The sequence below is a fragment of the Saccharibacillus sacchari DSM 19268 genome (assembly GCF_000585395.1).
GTDB lineage: Bacteria > Bacillota > Bacilli > Paenibacillales > Paenibacillaceae > Saccharibacillus > Saccharibacillus sacchari.
Map to the genome: position 1 here is coordinate 5,368,548 of NZ_KK073875.1, position 18,993 is coordinate 5,387,540.

The 18,993-nt window shown below is 51.4% G+C and carries 14 protein-coding genes; 5 read left to right on the plus strand and 9 right to left on the minus strand.

Annotated features, from left to right (window positions below):
• Positions 1-281: 281 nt before the first annotated feature.
• Positions 282-1,397: a tyrosine-type recombinase/integrase gene (locus tag SACSAC_RS23280; RefSeq protein WP_037290812.1), complete on the plus strand. Its 1,116-nt coding sequence runs from the start codon at positions 282-284 to the stop codon at positions 1,395-1,397.
• A gap of 61 nt (positions 1,398-1,458) precedes the next feature.
• On the opposite strand, the gene SACSAC_RS23285 is transcribed toward SACSAC_RS23280, so the two are convergent.
• From SACSAC_RS23285 to SACSAC_RS23295, 3 genes are all read right to left on the minus strand, one after another.
• Complete coding sequence (locus SACSAC_RS23285) at positions 1,459-2,391, minus strand: S-4TM family putative pore-forming effector (protein ID WP_037290813.1); 933 nt, start codon at positions 2,389-2,391, stop codon at positions 1,459-1,461.
• A 9-nt stretch (positions 2,392-2,400) separates the two neighbouring features.
• The gene (locus tag SACSAC_RS23290) at positions 2,401-3,402 is read right to left on the minus strand and encodes a hypothetical protein (protein WP_037290815.1); all 1,002 of its coding nucleotides are present in this window, start codon (positions 3,400-3,402) and stop codon (positions 2,401-2,403) included.
• A 544-nt stretch (positions 3,403-3,946) separates the two neighbouring features.
• Positions 3,947-4,897, minus strand: a complete 951-nt coding sequence (locus SACSAC_RS23295) for a sulfurtransferase (RefSeq protein WP_037290817.1) — start codon at positions 4,895-4,897, stop codon at positions 3,947-3,949.
• Positions 4,898-5,266: 369 nt separating this feature from the next.
• Between SACSAC_RS23295 and SACSAC_RS23300 the strand changes: the two genes are divergently transcribed.
• Positions 5,267-6,571 (plus strand): hemolysin family protein, encoded by a 1,305-nt coding sequence (locus SACSAC_RS23300; RefSeq protein WP_037290819.1) that lies wholly within the window; start codon positions 5,267-5,269, stop codon positions 6,569-6,571.
• A 111-nt stretch (positions 6,572-6,682) separates the two neighbouring features.
• Positions 6,683-7,747, plus strand: a complete 1,065-nt coding sequence (locus tag SACSAC_RS23305; RefSeq protein ID WP_037290820.1) for a hemolysin family protein — start codon at positions 6,683-6,685, stop codon at positions 7,745-7,747.
• Between the two features lie 89 nt (positions 7,748-7,836).
• Here SACSAC_RS23305 and SACSAC_RS23310 read toward each other — a convergent pair whose 3' ends face one another.
• On the minus strand, positions 7,837-9,495 hold the full coding sequence (locus SACSAC_RS23310; protein ID WP_037290821.1) for an S-layer homology domain-containing protein: 1,659 nt from the start codon (positions 9,493-9,495) through the stop codon (positions 7,837-7,839).
• 484 nt (positions 9,496-9,979) lie between these two features.
• On the opposite strand from SACSAC_RS23310, the gene SACSAC_RS23315 reads away from it, so the two are divergent.
• Positions 9,980-11,398, plus strand: a complete 1,419-nt coding sequence (locus SACSAC_RS23315) for an aldehyde dehydrogenase (RefSeq protein ID WP_051507357.1) — start codon at positions 9,980-9,982, stop codon at positions 11,396-11,398.
• Positions 11,399-11,611: 213 nt separating this feature from the next.
• Complete coding sequence (locus SACSAC_RS23320) at positions 11,612-12,277, plus strand: S-layer homology domain-containing protein (RefSeq protein WP_037293626.1); 666 nt, start codon at positions 11,612-11,614, stop codon at positions 12,275-12,277.
• Positions 12,278-12,396: 119 nt separating this feature from the next.
• On the opposite strand, the gene SACSAC_RS23325 is transcribed toward SACSAC_RS23320, so the two are convergent.
• The 5 genes from SACSAC_RS23325 to SACSAC_RS23345 all read right to left on the minus strand — a co-directional run bounded on the left by SACSAC_RS23325 (position 12,397) and on the right by SACSAC_RS23345 (position 18,982).
• A complete protein-coding gene (locus SACSAC_RS23325) occupies positions 12,397-13,269 on the minus strand; it encodes a CHAD domain-containing protein (RefSeq protein ID WP_037290822.1) in 873 nt (290 codons plus the stop codon).
• 259 nt (positions 13,270-13,528) lie between these two features.
• Positions 13,529-13,909 carry a hypothetical protein gene (locus tag SACSAC_RS28115; RefSeq protein WP_156951077.1) on the minus strand — a complete coding sequence of 127 codons (381 nt, stop codon included), beginning with the start codon at positions 13,907-13,909 and terminating at the stop codon, positions 13,529-13,531.
• A 214-nt stretch (positions 13,910-14,123) separates the two neighbouring features.
• Positions 14,124-15,050, minus strand: coding sequence for an NADP-dependent oxidoreductase (locus tag SACSAC_RS23335; protein ID WP_037293627.1), 927 nt, complete (start codon positions 15,048-15,050; stop codon positions 14,124-14,126).
• Positions 15,051-15,332: 282 nt separating this feature from the next.
• Positions 15,333-17,399 (minus strand): beta-galactosidase, encoded by a 2,067-nt coding sequence (locus tag SACSAC_RS23340; protein WP_037290824.1) that lies wholly within the window; start codon positions 17,397-17,399, stop codon positions 15,333-15,335.
• A 704-nt stretch (positions 17,400-18,103) separates the two neighbouring features.
• Complete coding sequence (locus SACSAC_RS23345) at positions 18,104-18,982, minus strand: carbohydrate ABC transporter permease (RefSeq protein ID WP_037290825.1); 879 nt, start codon at positions 18,980-18,982, stop codon at positions 18,104-18,106.
• Positions 18,983-18,993: the final 11 nt, after the last annotated feature.

Below are 18,993 nucleotides of genomic sequence, written 5' to 3' on the forward strand. Positions count from 1 at the left end.
TCCCTTCCCCTCCATCAAAACATGTCTGTGTATTTTCGCACAATTATTTCATGTCCCAAAAGGTCTCATATTGTCTCAAAGCGTCTCTTCAACAAAACGAGATCAGAGCATCCAGCCAAGCTATATCTACAGAAGAAATTTGATCTGTTGATGTAATCGAATTTACTAAGGTTGGATAGAGTTTTCCTCTGTTTAACAAGTTTAACTCAGTTATGCGAGTCCCTTGATCCGTCGATTTTTCGCATTGTTTACTTTTCTCGAAATGAGAGAGGAGGAATGGAATGCGAGGTTGCGTCTCCAAACGAAAAAATGGAACGTATGCCTATACGGTCGAAATGGGCAAACATCCAGAGACGGGAAAACGTCGGCAAAAGATGAAGGCGGGGTTCGCCACAAAGAAAGAAGCCGAGCAAGCGCTCAACAAAACGCTAATGGAGCTCGGACGTGGCAGTTACATTGAGGAAACAACGGAGAGTGTGCAGGATCATTTTTTGAAATATCTGGAGTTAAAGCGTCCAAACGTTAGGCCTGGAACGATGAAAACCTACAAGTGGCTGGTGAACTACCACATTATCCCGAAGCTCGGGCAGATTCCGATAGCCAAGCTCAAACCGGCTCATCTTGTCGCCATGTACGAAAGGCTGCGGGTTGAAGACGGGTTATCGCCGCAGTCCATTAATCACGTCCATAAGGTTTTGCATGATGCACTGGCTATAGCTGTCAGGCACGAAACGCTCCATCGTAATGTAGCCACGCTGGTCAAGCCACCAAAAATCCCAAAGACCAAAATGAAAGTCTGGACAAACGACGAGCTTTCACAGTTTCTCGACTACGCAAAGCCATACCGCTACTACATGATCATCTTGCTGGCAGCTGCTTGCGGATTACGCAGGGGTGAAGCCCTTGCACTCCGCTGGATCGACGTTGATCTGGAAGCAAAAACCCTCACCGTCAGGCGATCCTACACACGAGGTGAACACGGTCATGCTTTCCATGAGCCGAAGACGAAAGCCGGGATCAGAACGATTGCGATGCCAGAAATTGTAGTTGTAGCAATGAAACGACAAAAAGCCCTGCAAGCGCAGGACAAGCTAGCCGCAGGACCGAATTACAAGGATTTTGGGCTGGTTAGTCAAACCAAACGAGGTTTGCCGATCAACCCGTATTATTTTGAAACTCGCTGGCTGGACATGCTAAAGAAATCTGGGTTGCCTAAGATCCGGTTCCATGATCTAAGGCATACACATGCTTCGCTACTACTCAAGCAGAATGTGCATCCGAAGATTGTATCAGAAAGGCTTGGGCATTCTTCTGTAGGAATTACGCTGGATCGCTATTCGCATACGTACGGGATTGATTATAAGGCTGCTGAAGAGATAAATCGATTGATCTATTAAAGTTACCAAATCACACAAAAAAGCCAATCATATGTTGAGGGAAATTGGCTTTTTTGTGTGGCTATGAATTTCTGCTATTCCTATAATCTTCGACTACAATTTCAGCACTTGAATTCATATTACATTCTTGTTTATTCCTAAATACCCAATAAAACCAGTCCCAAATCATCAATGCACTTTCTCTGTATTTATAAATATCATTTTGTAGTTTTCGTGAGGATTCAGATAATTCCGGATCCTGTATGTTACTTAGTAACTTTACCCACAAGTTTTCCGCATCGTAGGACAACTTAGTTGAACGCGATATTGTTGCCTTATTGTCAGTGTATTGCTTATAAGTGTAGATACATATAGGGGCTAAAGGCGCTGCAATTGAAACAAAAGTATTTACAACACTATCATTTTTAAGAAGCCCTATAATTAAAACTATCAATACACAAAAAATAAACAAAATTTTCAGGAAGTTCTGAAAATAATCTCTTAGCTTACCATCCCATACAGTGTTGACTTGTTGACACATGATTCTTCCTGCAAAAATTTCAACTTTTGAATATTCTTGAGGATACCAATCTTTTAAAGTGTTTAACGACTTATTCTTTTTGAGATATTTATTGAATATTTGATCCAAATCATGTACAGCTTGATTTCTCGGACCACAAAGTGCACTATTCCAACTTAAATCCAAGACCATTGTATCGAAAGTTTCTTGAAATCTGGCTGCCTTCTCTTTCTTGCTTTTTACAACTTTTTCGAAAATGAATGAGTTTGAAATAATAATCAAAATTGATAACAGTGTTATTATCGCAAGAATACTTGTATTTGAAGGAATAAGGGGTTTTACAAAAACAATTAAGATAGGTAGTAATACGCAAGCAGCGAACTGATAGTGAGATACAACTTTTGCTTCTTTGTACAATTGTCTTTGAGCAGCAAGAATTTTAATGTTTCTTTCAGAGTTTTGTCGCGTTGCTATTCCGTTATCTGCTGTTGTCATATTATAATCTCACCCCGTGTATTTGGGGAAGTTGCCGCCAAATATTTCTCCCCATTTTTTTATTGACGAGGCGTGATCTTTTTCATCCTCAGCCTTACGCGCCTCAATTGCCTTTGTATAATCTGAATATGCTTTGCTTGAAATTTTCTGCTTATCTTCATAAGATAAATTATTTAAATTCCCTTGAATATTTTTAGGGTCTGCTACAGCATTGAAAATTGCGGTGTGAATATGCAAAAGTACATCAGGAATTGTAAGATCTATATAAGAAGATACGCTACCCCTGGTATCAAGATAAGAAAGCAGTAAACATTCCAACAAATACGATCCCATCGTTGGCATAGAAGCTTTTCTATTCCAATACTTCATTAGACGAATAACATTCAGCACGTTTCCATCGTGTTTTTTATTGATTCGAGAAATATTGGCTTTGTCTATTCTAGGATCGGTCTTTTTCCAATGTCCATTTCCGTCTGGTATAAGATAATAATCTTTCCCAAGCGAATCAGATGCCGTGATAAAACAAGGAACTATGTCAAATACCCAAGAATAGGTTCTCAATTTTAGTGTAGCAGCTTCTTGGTTTCTTTTAATATCAGCATTTTCATATTGAGAAATTCCTTTTAAACTAGCCACAAATTTATTGATGACTTTTCTTGAATTGAGTTTATCTGTGTAATCATGACACAGGGGATACAGTCCTATAGCAGAATCAGGAACAGTTATTTCCACTTTCCCAGAACTATATTCCAAATAAGTGCTCTGTTGAGCACTTAATCCAAACATTAGGTCTATGTCATCCAATTCTCTGATTTTTGTCTTTCTTGCAAAGGATCCGAAATGAATATCTATATCGCTGTATAAAGTTGGGAATCCATCTTGCTGATCAAATTTATCGATCTGTTGAATGAGCCAATTTCTACTGCTTCGAGCCGAAGCTGTTACATTGGAATCAAGGTTGACGTAGTCTCTCATAAATTCATTAAAAGCAGAGTTCACTGTAGTTGCCATTTTTATTCTCCTTTGAGTAAAATTCCGCTTACAATTTGATTTTCTAAGAAGTAATTGGTCTATGTATTTAAAGATCATACGTTCGTATATAAATCATAACATACTTTTTATTTCCATCAAGATTCATTGCTACTCTTTTAACTAGGGAAAATGAATTCCTCGTCGTTTGTGCCCAGTATGACACATCTACACACCTTTTACAGGGCGAAAGTATGGCGACTTTACTCCCACCGACCTTCGTTTGTTGGCTTTTTGTTGATTAAACTCGCAAAATCTCTACAGTTCTGTTGATTCCACGTTGCATCTCTTCGGCTCAGCGCCTTGTTCTTCCCGTCATCTCTACACGCCCCGTGTACTTTGGGGCGTGTATTTCTTGTTGCCCACAAAAAACATTTTCTCCAGCCCAGCGTTGACTCCTTGTTGACTTCGGGTACATCGGAATACTACAAAGCAGCCGGGCTGATCCTTCACACCGTGTACTTCTGCAATCTCCGCAATACAAAAAAGCCCGCGTCCGCCGCGGGCTTCCCTGCTCCAAACCAACTTAAACCTCTTCCCCCGTCCCGATCGGATTATCGTCATACGAGATCCAATCGCTCCAACTTCCCGGATACAGCCGCACGCTTTTGAACCCGGCCTGCTCCAACGCCAACACATTCGGCGTCGCGCTCACGCCGGAGCCGCAGTACACGACGATCTCCGCTTCTTTGTCCACGGTCTCGAAGTGTTTCTCCAGTTCCTCCGTGCTTTTGTACGATCCGTCTTCGTTAAAAAGGTCTTTCCAGAAGAAATTGATCGCGCCCGGAATATGGCCGCCGACCTGGTCCATCGTCTCGTTCTGGCCCAGGTAACGGTCGTGAGCACGGGAATCGATCAGCACCGGGGTGAAAAAGACCGTCGGATCGCCGGCCGCGGGGATCACGATGTCCTGCACCGGCACGTCGCCGCGCTCGGCCGCCATCTCCTGCTCGACGCCTTCCACGATCTGTTCCGCTTTGATCGTGCCGACGATCCGCTGCACCTCGTTCACGTCCGTCACCAGATGCTGCTGCACGTTCGGGATGAACGTCGAAGGCACGCGTACCGCCTGCTTGTCGCCGACCGGAAAACCTGCTTCTTTCCAAGCCGTAAAGCCCTTGTCCAGCACCGCCACGTTCTCATGCCCGATCCAACGCAGCATCCACCACAGCCGCGCCGCGTTCATGCCGCCTTCGTCATCGTAAGCGATAACGCGCGTATCGTTGCCGATACCCAGCTTCGCGAGTTTCGCGGCGAACACTTCAGGTTCCGGCAGCGGATGACGTCCTCCGTGATCCGTCGCTTCCGCGGACAAGTCTTTTTTCAAATCCATATAGATCGCGCCCGGAATATGTTCCTGTTCGAAGGCCTCGCGTCCCGAGTCCGGCTGCCCCAAAATGTAACGGCAGTCCACGATCGTCTGCTCCGGCTCGTACAGGCGGGCCAGCAGCCATTTGTTCGATACGATATTTTGCATGGTCGTCTCTCCTTTTTTTCTTCTTCTGTTTCCGATATACACCGTATGTTCGGCAAGCGAAACTTTTCATCAGAATAGCACCTTCGCTCTTTAAAATCCAACATCGCCCTTTTCATAAGCGCAGTCGAAAAAAATTTCAAATTTGTGAACCCTAACGTGATGCTGCACGGTTACTAAAGGTTATGGTATAGTATCTAGTAATACATTCAGGAAGGAGGTAGCAGACTTGGGAAGGCGATTAACCGTATACCGTTGTTAAACCCTGTTTCTTGGACCTGCCTCTTTCAGACGGAAAACACACTGAAGAGGCGAATCTGCTTTAAACGTTAAAAACTTACTGGAGGTGAATCCCTCGAACGAGGGAACTTATTGGACCTAATGACGATCGTCAATTTATTGATTCTTGCCGTACTGCTCGCGCTCACCGCATTCTTCGTCGCATCGGAGTTCGCGGTCGTTAAAGTACGGGTATCCCGGCTCGACCAGTTGATTTCGGAAGGCAACAAGAAGGCTGTACGGGCCAAGCAGGTCGCTCAAGACCTTGACTACTACCTGTCCGCCTGTCAGCTCGGCATCACCGTAACCGCACTCGGTCTGGGCGCGATCGGTAAACCTGCCGTCAAGCTGCTGCTCTATCCGGTATTCGAATGGTTGAACGTCTCGGACGCCACGGCTTCCGTCGTCTCTTATGCGATCGCCTTTTTCCTCGTGACGTTCCTGCACGTGGTCGTCGGCGAGATGGCTCCGAAGACGCTGGCGATTCAGTTCGCGGAAAAGATGACGCTGCTGCTCGCGCCTTCGCTGTACTGGTTCGGACGCGTCATGTACCCGTTCATCTGGGCGCTTAACGGCGCGGCGCGCGTGCTGCTTCGGATGTTCGGCGTCAAGCCGGCGGGACACGAAGACGTGTACTCCGAGGACGAGCTGAAAATCATCATGGCGCAGAGTTTTGAAGGCGGCGAGATCAATGAAACAAAGCTTTCGTATATGGAAAACGTGTTTTCGTTCGACGAGCGCGTGGCGCGCGACATCATGGTGCCGCGAACGCAGCTCGTTACCATCGATAAGGATATGGATTACGCGGAATTGATCGCGGTGCTCGATGAGAACAACTACACCCGTTATCCGGTCACCGAAGAAGGCAGCAAAGACCGGATCATCGGAGTCGTCAATGCGAAAAAGATGCTTCCCCACATCATCGCCGGACGCGCGCGCAGGCTGGAAGAGTTTATCCGCCGGATTCCGATTGTATCGGAAGCGACGCCGATTCAGGAAACGATGATCAAAATGCAGCAAGAACGCATGCACATCGCACTCGTTGTCGACGAATACGGCGGCACCGCCGGAATCGTGACGATGGAGGACGTGCTCGAGGAGCTGGTCGGCGAAATTCGCGACGAGTTCGACGCCGACGAGATCGCCGAGATCCGTCAGACGGACGAACGCGAATATGTCGTCAGCGGCCGGGTTCTGCTGGACGAGCTGGAGAAGCGCTTCGGCGTGAAGTTCGAGGAACGCAGCGACACCGATACCATCGGGGGCTGGATTCAACATCGGAAAGGCACCGCGGCTGGCGAAGGCGAGAAGCTGGTCGAAAACGGTCACGTCTGGACCATCGTGGAAAAAGACGACCTACAGATCAAACAGGTGAGGTTAAACTACACGGAACAGTAAAACGTCCCGTTCCTCACCAAAAAACTCTCACAGCACCATCGAACAGCAAGTCATCAATCAACCAAATAATCCGAAACTTCTGGAGGTGAATCCCTCTTACGAGGGAATTTATTGGACGGAACAATTGCCTTAAACCTATTTCTGGTCGCCGTGTTTATCGGTCTTACGGCCTTCTTCGTCGGCGCTGAATTCGCGATACTGAAAGTCCGGATGTCGAGACTCGACCAACTGGTCGCTGACGGAAACAAAAAAGCCGTCATGGCGAAAAAAGTCGCTCAAGACCTCGACTACTATCTCTCTGCCTGTCAATTGGGTATCACCATCACCGCGCTCGTACTGGGTGCCCTTGGCGAACCGACTGTCGAACGCATGCTGCGACCGGTATTCGACCACTTTGAAGTATCGGAAGCCGTATCGACCGTATTGTCGTACGGTATCGCCCTGGCTCTCGTGACGTTCTTGCACGTCGTCATCGGCGAACTTGCGCCGAAGACGCTGGCGATCCAATTTTCCGAAAAAATGACCCTGATGCTCGCGCCGTCGCTGTACCGCTTCGGACGCATCACGGCTCCGTTCATTCGCCTGCTTAACGGTTCCGCAACCTTGCTGCTTCGCGCATTCGGCGTTAAGCCTGCCGGACATGAATCGGTTCACTCCGAGGAAGAACTGAAATGGCTGGTCGAGCAAAGTTACGAAAGCGGCGAGATCAACAAGACTGAACAAGCTTATCTGCAAAACATCTTTGCTTTCGACGATCGTCTACTGCGCGAGATCATGATCCCGGCGGACAAGATCGTCAAGATCGCCAAAGAAGTTCCGCAGGACGACCTGATCGAGAAACTCAGCGAACACGAATATACCCGTTATCCGGTAACCAACGGCAATCCGGATGCTTTTATCGGATTCGTGCATAGCAAAGAAGTCCTGACCGCGATCGCGGCGGGACGCGACGGACGGATCGAAGGCTTTATCCACAAGCTGCCTCAATTCGTGGAAACCGCGACGCTCCGCGAAGTTATGCTCAGCATGCAGCAAAGTCGCGTGCACATGGCTTCCGTCGCCGATACGTCGGGTCGTACAATCGGCCTCGTGACCATGGAAGACATTTTGGAGGAGATCGTCGGCGATATTCGCGACGAGGCAGACGGCGTACGATTGCCGCTTGCTCCTCTGTAAGTTCCTTTTCAACGTTAACTTAACGCAAAGCCCCGGCTTCCGCCTAAACGGATACCGGGGCTTTTTTTCGCTGCTGAACGTTTTTTATTTTATTGCTTGGCAGCCGCCAATTTCTCCAACACCGCCTCAACTTCCGCTCCGGTCACCAGACGATTCGGCTCGAAAGCGTTTGTGCTTGTCCCTTGCATGATTTCTCCGGACGTTACGCGCGCGATCGCTTTAGCCGCCCAGTACGAAGTCGGCACATCGGTATATGCAGAAGCCGTAGCCGCGTCCGCTTCATTTTTACTGCCTAATACCCGATCAGCCAGCACCGCCAATTGCGCTCTTGTTACAGCCAGATCAGGCGCAAAACGGTCACCGCCAACGCCTTGCATCACGCCCGCCGTAGAAGCCTGACGGATCGCCAAATCATAGGGAGAGTCAGCCGTATCCGCGTAGATCGACGTTCCCCGGACTTCTTCCAGATTAAGACGCTGCGCCAGCACTCTAGCCAATTCTTCGCGCGTTACGGATGCGTTTTTTTCAAGGGTCACGGGACGCACGAACTGTTCATTTTTCTGAGCAAACAGCCAATCCAGCATCTCCTTGTCGTTAAACACCGGAACCCACGACCAATGCTTCATTCCGCCGTAAAAACGTCCTTCGTCCATGAAGTCGTCATCATAGATCGTCAGCTTCGTCTGCGACGCCCCCATTTCCGCCAACGCCTGATAAGCGAGCGTGCTCGTGCGGCTGTCCGTCGTCGGATCATTTTCGGCATGCACGATCCACACCGGCGTCTCCGTAATATCCTTCAGCTCCTGCTTAAACGCATCTACTGAACCTTCGTAATCCGCAATCGTATCCTTCGCCGCAATCGCGATCGCTCCGGCGAACGTATTCGGATACTGCATCAGGAAACGGAACGTCCCTCCCCCGCCGCTCGATGGACCCACCACGTAAATCCGCTGCGGATCGACTTTTCCTTCGGACACAAGGCGATCGATCAATTCCATCTGTACTTCGAAAAAGTCCTGCATCCGCGTCAGTTCTTCCGTATTATCGTAGATTTTCCAGCCGTAGTTTTCCGGAAATTGCACAGCCAGCACCGACGTATCATAGCCCGATTCCGTCCAGACCGTCGCTCCGCGATTCTCCGTCAACTGCTTGAAATTATCGCTTCCGACTTCGCCGCCGCCATGCAACCAGACCACCAGCGGCTGCGGCTCCGTGCTTTCGGACAGCTTCATTTGGTAGGTCAGGCTTTCGCCGTTCGCTCCCGTAATTTTGCCCGCCTCGAAATCATCCACCGTGCGCGTCTCGACCTTGGACACCTGCTCCGCGTCGAACGATAGCTCCGGATAACGCTTATTGACGACAGCGAACTCCGATACATAGCCGCCCGGATATTTAAAAGGTTTGACCGTCATCGACAGCACGTTGCCTTCTCGCGTCAGTTGGATGCCGTCGTCTTCGTATGCTTCCTGCACGATCTCGCCTGCCGCATTCAGCGGGTAGCCGTCATAGTTGCCCGTAATGTCGAAGTCGGATGCTTGAAGACCTGCATACGAAGCGTTTGTCGGTAAAACCAATTCGAACGATTCAGCCATGCGTCCCGCATCGCCGATATATGTATGCGCGGTAATTTGAAGCGACTTCGTTGCGGGATTCGTTTCTGCGGCATCCGCTGCCGGCACGTTTCCTCCCAATGGCGCAACACCTAATACCAACGCAGCCATCCAGGTTAAGCCTGTTCTCTTTTTCATGTTCATCCCTCCGTTTAAGTATGAATCATCGATGGTTGGACGCGCAAAAAAACCCAAACGGTGCCCGCAGAAGAGAAGTTTCTCGTTCTGCCGACCCGATCAGGTTTTGCCCATCATGCGGTCACAATCCATCATCGTTCCTTTACCGTAACAAAAAATGAAAGCGTAGTCAAAAGCGTAAGCATGCAAAATGGGATAAAACGTACCGTTTCTCGGATTTCTGTTCGCGGGCACGCTCATTTTGGGTAATAGAGTTACTGAGGTTCTTTACCGATAGTCTGTTCGCTGCAGCCGATCTTTTCGCATATCGCGTTGAGACAGAACCGTATCCGGCTTTGGACCGCATTAGAGAAGGGCAAGTTTGACTTTACACCTGCCTAGGCTCTATATTTTTTATTAGAATGTTTAATGGTGAATTATGGCATGTTCGATGAAAAAAGTTGGTCGAATGTTTGCATTCCATTTTCCAAGGAGGTCAATACGTATGATCGCAAAGGACACGTTTGAAAAAGAATGGAGCGCCGAGGAAGTCGCGCAGATGCTCGAGGAGCACCGCGCTTTTTACGATACCGACCGCACGCGCAGTTATAAATTCCGCATCCGTCGCCTCGACAAACTGAAGGCGGCAATCCAACGTTACGAGCCGGCCTTGCTCGAAGCGCTGCAAGCCGATCTGGGCAAACCCGCTTTCGAAGCTTACTCGACCGAAATCGGATTTGTGCTGAACAGCATTTCCGAAATTTCGAAAGAATTGTACCGCTGGTCCAAACCGCAGCGCGTCGCGACTCCGCTCGCGCTGGCAGGAGCCAGCAGCTTCGTAATCAACGAGCCGCACGGCACGGTGTTGATCGTCGGACCGTTCAACTATCCGTTCCAGCTCGTGCTCGAACCGCTGGTCGGCGCGATCGCGACAGGCAACTGCGCGGTCATCAAAATGTCCGACAGCACGCCTAACGTCTCCCGCGTCGTGAAGCAGCTGATCGGCGACGTATTCGAAGAACATTACGTGCGCGTGCTGGACGGCGGCAAAGACACGGTAACCGCGCTGATCAACTCGCCGTTCGATTACATCTTCTTCACGGGCAGCACCGAAGTCGGACGCATCGTCGGCGAGGCGGCGGCCAAGCAGTTGATCCCGTACACGCTGGAACTGGGCGGCAAAAGCCCGGCGATCGTCGATAAACAAGCGGATATCCGCATGGCGGCCAAGCGCATCGTCTGGGGCAAGCTGGTCAACGCCGGGCAGACCTGCATCGCGCCGGATTACGTGCTGGTGCACGAAAGCAAAAAAATCCAGCTGCTGATCGCCCTGAAAAACGCGATTCGCGAATTCCTCGGCGAAGATATTCAAAACAGCCCGGACTTCGGCCGAATCGTCAACGAGCGCCACTTCGACCGCCTGAACGAGATTCTCGAAAAAGACAAAGACAGCATCGTGTTCGGCGGAAGCCGCGATCGCGGGAACAAGTTCATCGAACCGACGCTGCTGGACATCGATTCGTGGGACGCGGCAAGCATGCAGGAAGAGCTGTTCGGACCGATCCTTCCTGTCCTGACTTACGAAGACATCGAAGAAGCGATCCGACTGGTCAACAAGCACCCGCGTCCGCTGTCGCTCTATCTGTTCACGACCGACGAGCAGGTGCAGGACCGCGTGTTGGAAAAAATTCCGTTCGGCGGCGGCTGCATCAACGACACGCTGCTGCATGTCTCGAACACGAACCTGCCGTTCGGCGGTACAGGTCCTTCCGGCACCGGTTCGTATCACGGCGTTCACAGCCTGCGCACGTTCTCCCATCAAAAGAGCATCCTCAAACGCGCCTCCGCGGAAAGCGGAACGACGCTGATCTTCCCGCCTTACGGCGAAGAACAGATGGCGCTGATCAAAAAGATGCTGAAATAAAGATCGAGGCAATACGAGCCGGATCTTCGGCTTCATTGAGCCGCTTTCCCGAGAAATCTTTCGGGAAAGCGGCTTTTTGTTCCGGCATTTGCCCGGCGCGCAGCGACTGCAACCTTTTCCGACATCATGACGTCTGGAGCAGTAAGAAACACAATCGAAGCGGAATATTCGCAGCCTGTCCCGTGTGCCACGTTCCGTTATCCCAAGGAGGTCATCGAAATGAATAAAAAAACAATCTCTTCCGTATTAGCCGCTTCCGTCTTGTCCCTGTCGCTCGGCGGTCAACTCTTCGCGGCAGGTACCGGATTCGGCGACCTGAACGGCGTAACCGGGCAGGAGAAGATCGAAGCGCTCCAAAATGACGGACTGGTTAAAGGAGTGAGTACCACGTCGTTCAATCCGCAAGCCGCATTGACTAACGCGCAGGGAGTTCAACTCATCGCGGGAGGTCTTCAACTGAGTCTTGCCGCGATTACGTTCGAAGCCGGTAAAGTCCCTACGGCGCATGATCTGTTCCCTGCTGCAAAAGAGGATGCCTGGTATGCCGACGCTTTCGTCAATGCTCACTTTAACGGCGTGGAGCTTCCGGAATCGATCGATCCGTCGGCCTCCATGACCAAAGAAGCCTATACGCATTATCTGATGCAGGCGTTAGAGAAAGCCGGCAATCTGCCTATGATCAATATCAAGCCGAAGGATATTGCCGACGAAGACGACCTGACCGTCGAGTACCAAGGTTCGATTCAACGGGCGCTCGTTCGCGGGATCGTGAAGCTGGACGCGAAAGGCGAATTCCATCCGAAGGCCGAGATCACGCGAGCTGAAGCCGCGGTGATGCTGTATGACGCAATCGAGTTCCTCCGGGGAGAGCTCGCTTAGGAGGGCTGCGGGAGAAATTCGCCCATTCGCTCGCTCTGGTTTTTTGGGGAAGAAAGGGCAACACAAAAAGGCTCCTTCGGGGAGCCTTTTTCAGTTCAAGCGTATTCCTTCCGTTCGGCTTATAGTTCGCCTACGGATTCCAGCGACGCTTTCAATTGATCGTCCAGGCGTTTGAGGAAAAGGGTCCAGTGTTCTTGATCGACATTCAAGGCTTCGGGACCGTAGTCTTCGGCGATTTGGATGTGGAAGTGGCGGTCGTTAACTTCGCCGAGTTGTTTTTGGACTTGTTTGAAACGTTCCGCGTCTTCGGCGTGTTTGGCGTCCAATGCGAAAGCAGCGGCTTCGGAGGTGTAGCGGCTGCGTTTGGCGGCGATGCGCACTTGATGGAGGGATTCAAGCGCTTGTTCGCTGTACAAGCCTTCGCGATCAGCCGTGACTTGGTAAAAGTGGCGGCGTTTGCGGTAGTCGTCTTTCAATTCGCGCACGCTGCGGCGGACGTCGGCTTGAGCGGCCAGCTCGGGCAGGTCTTCTTTTAAGAACGTCTTCCACTTTTTGTCGAGTTTGCTGTTGACGATCTTGGGCAGTTTGCGACTCAGTTTCTTGCGTTGATCTTTGCGTTCGTCTTTTTCCAACTTCGCCATTCGCTTGAACAGCTTGGCTTCGTCGTCGCGGTCTTCCGATTCGGCTTCTTTGCGCAGTTTTTTGAACTCGCCGATGAGCACGTCCGCGTCGCGCACGCGGCCGAAGCGTTTTTGCGCTTTTTTGATCAACGGATATAAACCGGTCTCTCCGTCGGGATCAAGAACTTGTAACAGCGTGAGCAGCTTGCGCGCGCTAACCCGTGCTTGGTGCACATCTTCTTCGTCATAGTCCTTTAACGCGGCCCGGCTGCGTTTGCGGAATTCCGTATAGAGTTCTTGCAGCGCTTCATGCCATTGCTCGGCCAAATCCGCCGTCGTTACCGCTTCGCTTTGCTCCCGTTCGTTTCCCATAGGTTCATCCGACTCCTTTTCGATAAACTCCCTCTGCTTTCTTTTCCCGCTGTCTATCTGTATCATTACCCGAAAAAGCTGCCGCACGACGTATTCTTTCATCCAAACTTCGACCGGTCAAAGAAAGAAGGCGAGAGATAAAGAATTTGGCGGTTAGCGCGGCAGGGCAGCGAATCGTTGACAGACGAAAAAGGCGGACGGAGACATTCGTTCAAATCGCCGTCTCGCCCGAAAAAAGGATCGCATGGAAACTGAAAAGTCAACAAATGATGCGGAGGCATCCATTTTCGTTGGAAGGCCATTCGAGGTCGGACAAACTGAGCTCGGAACGGGAAAGGGATCGTGCGGGAAACGGTTGGCTTCGGTAATCGTAGCCGTCCCAAAGGTTCCAGATTTCTATTTTCGTGCCTGGTTTCAATGCGCCTATGTAGGTCCATAGCGTGGCTGAAAAATCGTATTCCGTTTCGAGGCTGTAGATATGCGTACGGCGGGTGAGCGGTTGCAGGCTTTTGGGGAAGATCCGGCATTTTTTCAAGGAAAAATCGTTAATCGCATGAGGGTCGGGGGCATACATAACGGTCATGTCGGGGTTCATCTCTTCCCACTGAAGATGCCCGGCAGGGATGCCGAGTTCCATCATTTCGCGTACTGTCGCAAGCCGGTAACCCGTGGGTTCGACTTCGGGGATCGGACGATCAGCCGTTATCCATTGAACAAAGCTTATTTCATTCGCCTCGCTTTCTCGGTTCGCGTTGCTGTTATTATAACCAAAATCACGGATTCCTTAACCGCCCCCGCGGAAGGAATCCGTGATTTTCGGATCGGAACGCCATCAAGCCTTTGATATCGCGCCGTTATTTTTCGCGAATGACGATCTTGCCCTTCGCATGGTGGCTTTCGCTTTTGGCATGCGCGTCGCGCACGCCCTGCTCGTTCAGCCAGTAGGTCGAATCGATGATCGGCTTCAGCTCGCCCTTTTTGATCAATTCGGCCAGTTTTTCGAGCTGTTCGCCTTTCGGCTCCATCATGAAGTGCGCCGTATGAATGCCGAGGTCTTTGGCCAGGCTTTCATCCGGTTTTTCCAAGATCGAGATCAGATGGCCGCCGGACTTCAGCACTTTGAAGCTTTTGTGCTGAATATCGCCGCCCATCGTATCGAGTACCATATCGTAATCCGAGAGTACCTCGGAGAAGTCTTCTTGTTTATAGTTGATAAAATGGTCGACGCCGAGCGATTTCAACAATTCTTCGTTCTCCGCGCTTGCCGTCGATGCGACTGTCGCGCCTAGATGCTTGGCAATCTGGATCGCCATCGTGCCGACTCCTCCCGCCCCCGCGTGGATGAGCACTTTATCGCCTGCTTTCACTTTTCCGTGATCCACCAGCGCCTGCCACGCCGTCAGACCCGCCAAAGGAATCGCCGCTGCTTCTTCGTAACTCAGATTGTCCGGCTTTTTCACGACAACATCCGCATCTACCGCTACATACTGCGCGTAGGTGCCAAATACTCTCGGACGGGCAAATACCGGATCTCGCAGCTTGAAACGACTTACGTTATCGCCGACCTCCTTGACGATGCCCGCGACATCTCCGCCGAGAATCAACGGAAACTCGCCGGCAGCCGCTCCCATCGCGCCTTCCCGAATTTTCGTGTCGACCGGATTCACCGATGTGGCATACAGCTTGATCAGGATCTGGTTCGCATCGATCTTAGGTTCAGGCACGCTCTGTTCATGCAGCTTGTCAGGTCCGCCAAACTCCTCAATTACGATTGCTTTCAAATACATCCTCACCTTTCTGTAGCAGGTTGGCCTTGCTTCCAATGCTATTACCCCGGCGATTCGAGACAGACCCTGGCCTTCGCGAAAGTTCATCCTTTCGACACGGAAAAAGGGTTCGTATCGTCTTGTTTCAGCGCTGTCAAGTCGAGAATAGAGACTTGGGAACCGCGTCCAAAGCCGAGTCGGTAACGATACAACTCGCGCCGATCCTTGCAAAAAAAACGGATACGCGTCGACTCCGAGCGTATCCGTCCTTCTCTTTGCGATTATTCCCTATCGGGCTTAGCCTCGGCGGCGCTCCAGCACCACCACGTCGTACGGCGCAAGCAGAAGTTCGCCGCCGACCTGTTCGCCCGTCTCCAAATCACGGTAGACCCGTTGATCCAACGGGAACGTGACCGCTTCGGGACGATAGTTTTGCACGAATACAAAGTCGCTTTCGCCGTTGGTCCGCAAGCTAACCGAAGTTCCTTGCGGCAGGGTCGTATCGAGCGCGCGGGCGACGCCTGCTTTTTGAACCGCCCCGGCATAGAAATCATCATGGAACGATCCTCCGGTTCGAGCCGCGATATAATAAGCTTCGCCTTCGCCGAATCGATTCACGGTCAGCGCCGGACGTCCCGCATAGAAGTCGGAAGCATATTCTCCCAGACTTTCCGCGCCTTCCAGATGGATCAGATCGCAGATTTCGGAAATTTCGTATTCGCCCGACAGCCCCAATGATCCGGCGCCGTTCAAACGCAAAGCGTTCCGATCCCGGTCATGCAGTCCTTCCAGCTCTTCGGACCAGATGCCCAGCACTTTGCGCAACGGTCCGGGGAATCCGCCCAAGAAGCACAGATCGGTCTCGTTCACGATGCCCGACCAATACGTGACCACCAAAGTACCGCCGTTTTCGACGAACTTTTCCAGCCTTTCTCCGACGCCTTCGCGTACCATGTACAACATCGGAGCCACGATCAACTTATACTTGGAAAAATCGACATCCATACTGATTACGTCCGTCGGCACGCCGAGCTTCCACAGCGCTTCGTGATGCTTTTGCGCGGTCTCCTCATACTTGACGCCCTTGTTGCGAGGTCCTTGCGAGTCGTTGACCGCCCAGCGGTTTTCCCAATCGAAGATCACGGCGGCTTCCGCAGGCACGGACGTCCCGACGATCCGGTCCATGCCTTCGAGCGCCCGACCTACGTCCGTAACGTCCGAGAACACGCGGGTATGCTCATGACCCACATGATCGACTACCGCGCCATGCAGCTTTTCGCTCGAACCTCGGCTTTTGCGCCATTGGAAATATTGCACGCTATCCGAACCATGCGCCACGGCTTGCAGAGAAGACAGCAGGTGCATGCCCGGACGCTTGAGCTTGCTCACGTCCTGCCAGTTGGTCAAGCTCGGCGTGCTCTCCATCAGCAAGAACGGACGGCCCCCTTTGATCGAACGCACGATGTCGTGCATCATGGCGATCTTCGCCGCTTGATTGGAATCTTCGTCGGCGTCATGCCAGGTCGGGTAGCTGTCCCATGAAACGAAATCAAGCGCATCGGCGAACTTCCAGTAATCCAATCCCTCATAAAACTCCATGAAGTTGGTCGTTACCGGAAGATCGGGATTGATCTCGCGCAGCGGCGCCGTCTCGTGATTGATAAAATCGACCGTGCGCTGCGTAATGAACCGGCGCCAATCCAGGTTCATGGCGTGCACCTGCGTCTCGCCGTGCGGCGCCGGAGACTCCACTTGCGACCAATCCGTCACCGTATGGCTCCAGAACGTCGTCCACCACGCATGGTTCAGTTCGTCCAGCGTACCGTACTTGTTTTGCACGAATTTGCGGAACTCCGCTTGACACAATTCGCAATGGCAGTCGCCGCCGAATTCGTTGGAGATATGCCACCCGATAACGGCCGGATGATCCGAATAGCGCTCGGCCAACTTGCGGTTGATGATTCCCGTCTTCTCGCGGTACGCCGGCGACGTCGGACAATGGTTATGCCGGAATCCGAACAGATTGCGGACGCGGTTCTGCTCGGTGCGCAGCACCTCCGGGTACTTCTGCGCCAACCAAGCCGGACGCGCCGCGCTCGGCGTGGCGAGCAGCGCATAAATGCCGTTTGCCGCAAAACGATCCAGCACCTGGTCCATCCATTCGAACGTGAACACGCCTTCTTCGGGTTCGAGCATGGCCCACGAGAAAATCCCGACGGACATCACATTACACTTCGCCAGTTTCATCAAACGGATATCTTCTTCCAACACTTCCGGGTAACGGAGCCACTGCTCCGGATTATAGTCGGCTCCATGCAGCATATGAGGCACCTTTTCGCTCACGGGCGGGTAAACATACGTCAATGTTGTCACTCTCCTTAAAAATGGTGGGGGGATTGGGGATTGGCGGTTGGGTGGCGCTACGGACAAAGGGGGCTTCGATCGCTGTTGAAAACCGATTCCCTCTGATTGTGTAAAACATTGCTGGGGGTAGGGAATCCATTTTCAAAGGCGAGCGCTGGCGCTTCTTCGCCTCCCTTTGTCCTCCGCTTGGGCAACCGCCGGGGTGGGGGTAAAAGGTCAAAAGCAAAGATCAAAAGAAAAAATCCAGTACGAAGATCAAGTATGAAGATCAAGTACTAAAGAATACTTACAAAGATTAGTCATGCAAGAATATAACGAATCGGTTAAAGATCATCCCAGTCTAAACCTTCGCTTCATTTCTAATAATATCCTTTAATATCACTCAATATCTGCTAACATCATTCCTACTTCACCTTCGAGCTTCCCTTCAAAACCAGCTGTTGTTCGTCTGTCTCTGGCGAATAACAGCCCTGCCCCTCCCTTAGAGGCGAGGGGCAAGGCTGAATGAGTCCTCCGTTTTCCAGCGCGCCCTTCGCAAAAGCAGCGCGCACGTGCGTACCAGCGGAGGGGTGAAGGGTCTGAGGTCGCCTTTGAACGCCAGTGAGACAGCGACCGAAGACTCTTCACCCCGCAGCGCCCCCGTACGCACGAACCCCGCGCCCTCCTTTTGCGAAGGCAAGCGCGGAATCCCGAGCGACGTTCGGTCAGCCTTTCACCGAGCCCACCGTCATACCTTTGACGAAATATTTTTGCAGGAACGGGTACACGATCAGGATCGGAGCGCTGCCGATAAAGATCTGGGCGGCTTTGACCGTGGTTTGCGAGATAAGTTCCATCTCTTTCGGATTCACGCTCATGGAGCTCATGTCCTGCTGAATGATGACCGTTTGCAGGAACGTTGCCAGCGGGAAGTCTTTGGCGTTGTTCAGGTACAGCAAACCATCGAACCAGGAGTTCCAGTGGAACACCATGCTGAACAGCGCAACGGTGGCGATCGAAGGGAGCGAGATCGGCAGGAAGATGCTGAACAGCGTCCGAAAATGTCCGGCTCCGTCGATCAGCGCGGCTTCTTCCAGCTCTTTCGGAATGCCGCGGAAGAAGTTCAGCATCAGGATGACCAAGAAGGTGTTAACCGCGCCTGGCAGGACCAATACCCAGAACGAGTTGATCAGGCCGAGCTTTTGAATCACGATGTAGAACGGAACCAAGCCACCGTTGAAAATCATGCTGAAGACGAAAATCCAAGAGTAGACGTTGCGGCCTTTGAATACGCTGTTTTCCTTGGACAATGCGTAGGAAGCCAGGAACGTGATCAGCAGCGTGATCGCCGTGCCGACGACGGTACGCATGACGGATACCCATAACGAGTGCAGGAACAGCGGATTGGCGGCAGTCTTTTTATACGCTTCGAGCGAAAATCCTACCGGCCAAAGTCCGACCAGATTGGCATCGGCCGCGGCTTTGGTACTGAACGATACGGCCAGCACGTGCACGAGCGGAATGATGCAGAGTACGGCAAGGAAGATCAGAAAAATCGTATTGAAGACGTTGAATATGCGATAACCTGTCGTTTTATGATACATGCGGTTCCCTC

Excerpts from the sequence above, each read along its gene's own strand:
- SACSAC_RS23280 (WP_037290812.1), top strand. The coding sequence starts at position 282 with ATGCGAGGTTGCGTCTCCAAACGAAAAAATGGAACGTATGCCTATACG.
- SACSAC_RS23285 (WP_037290813.1), bottom strand. The coding sequence starts at position 2,391 with ATGACAACAGCAGATAACGGAATAGCAACGCGACAAAACTCTGAAAGA.
- SACSAC_RS23290 (WP_037290815.1), bottom strand. The coding sequence starts at position 3,402 with ATGGCAACTACAGTGAACTCTGCTTTTAATGAATTTATGAGAGACTAC.
- SACSAC_RS23295 (WP_037290817.1), bottom strand. The coding sequence starts at position 4,897 with ATGCAAAATATCGTATCGAACAAATGGCTGCTGGCCCGCCTGTACGAG.
- SACSAC_RS23310 (WP_037290821.1), bottom strand. The coding sequence starts at position 9,495 with ATGAAAAAGAGAACAGGCTTAACCTGGATGGCTGCGTTGGTATTAGGT.
- SACSAC_RS23315 (WP_051507357.1), top strand. The coding sequence starts at position 9,980 with ATGATCGCAAAGGACACGTTTGAAAAAGAATGGAGCGCCGAGGAAGTC.
- SACSAC_RS23325 (WP_037290822.1), bottom strand. The coding sequence starts at position 13,269 with ATGGGAAACGAACGGGAGCAAAGCGAAGCGGTAACGACGGCGGATTTG.
- SACSAC_RS28115 (WP_156951077.1), bottom strand. The coding sequence starts at position 13,909 with ATGATGGAACTCGGCATCCCTGCCGGGCATCTTCAGTGGGAAGAGATG.
- SACSAC_RS23345 (WP_037290825.1), bottom strand. The coding sequence starts at position 18,982 with ATGTATCATAAAACGACAGGTTATCGCATATTCAACGTCTTCAATACG.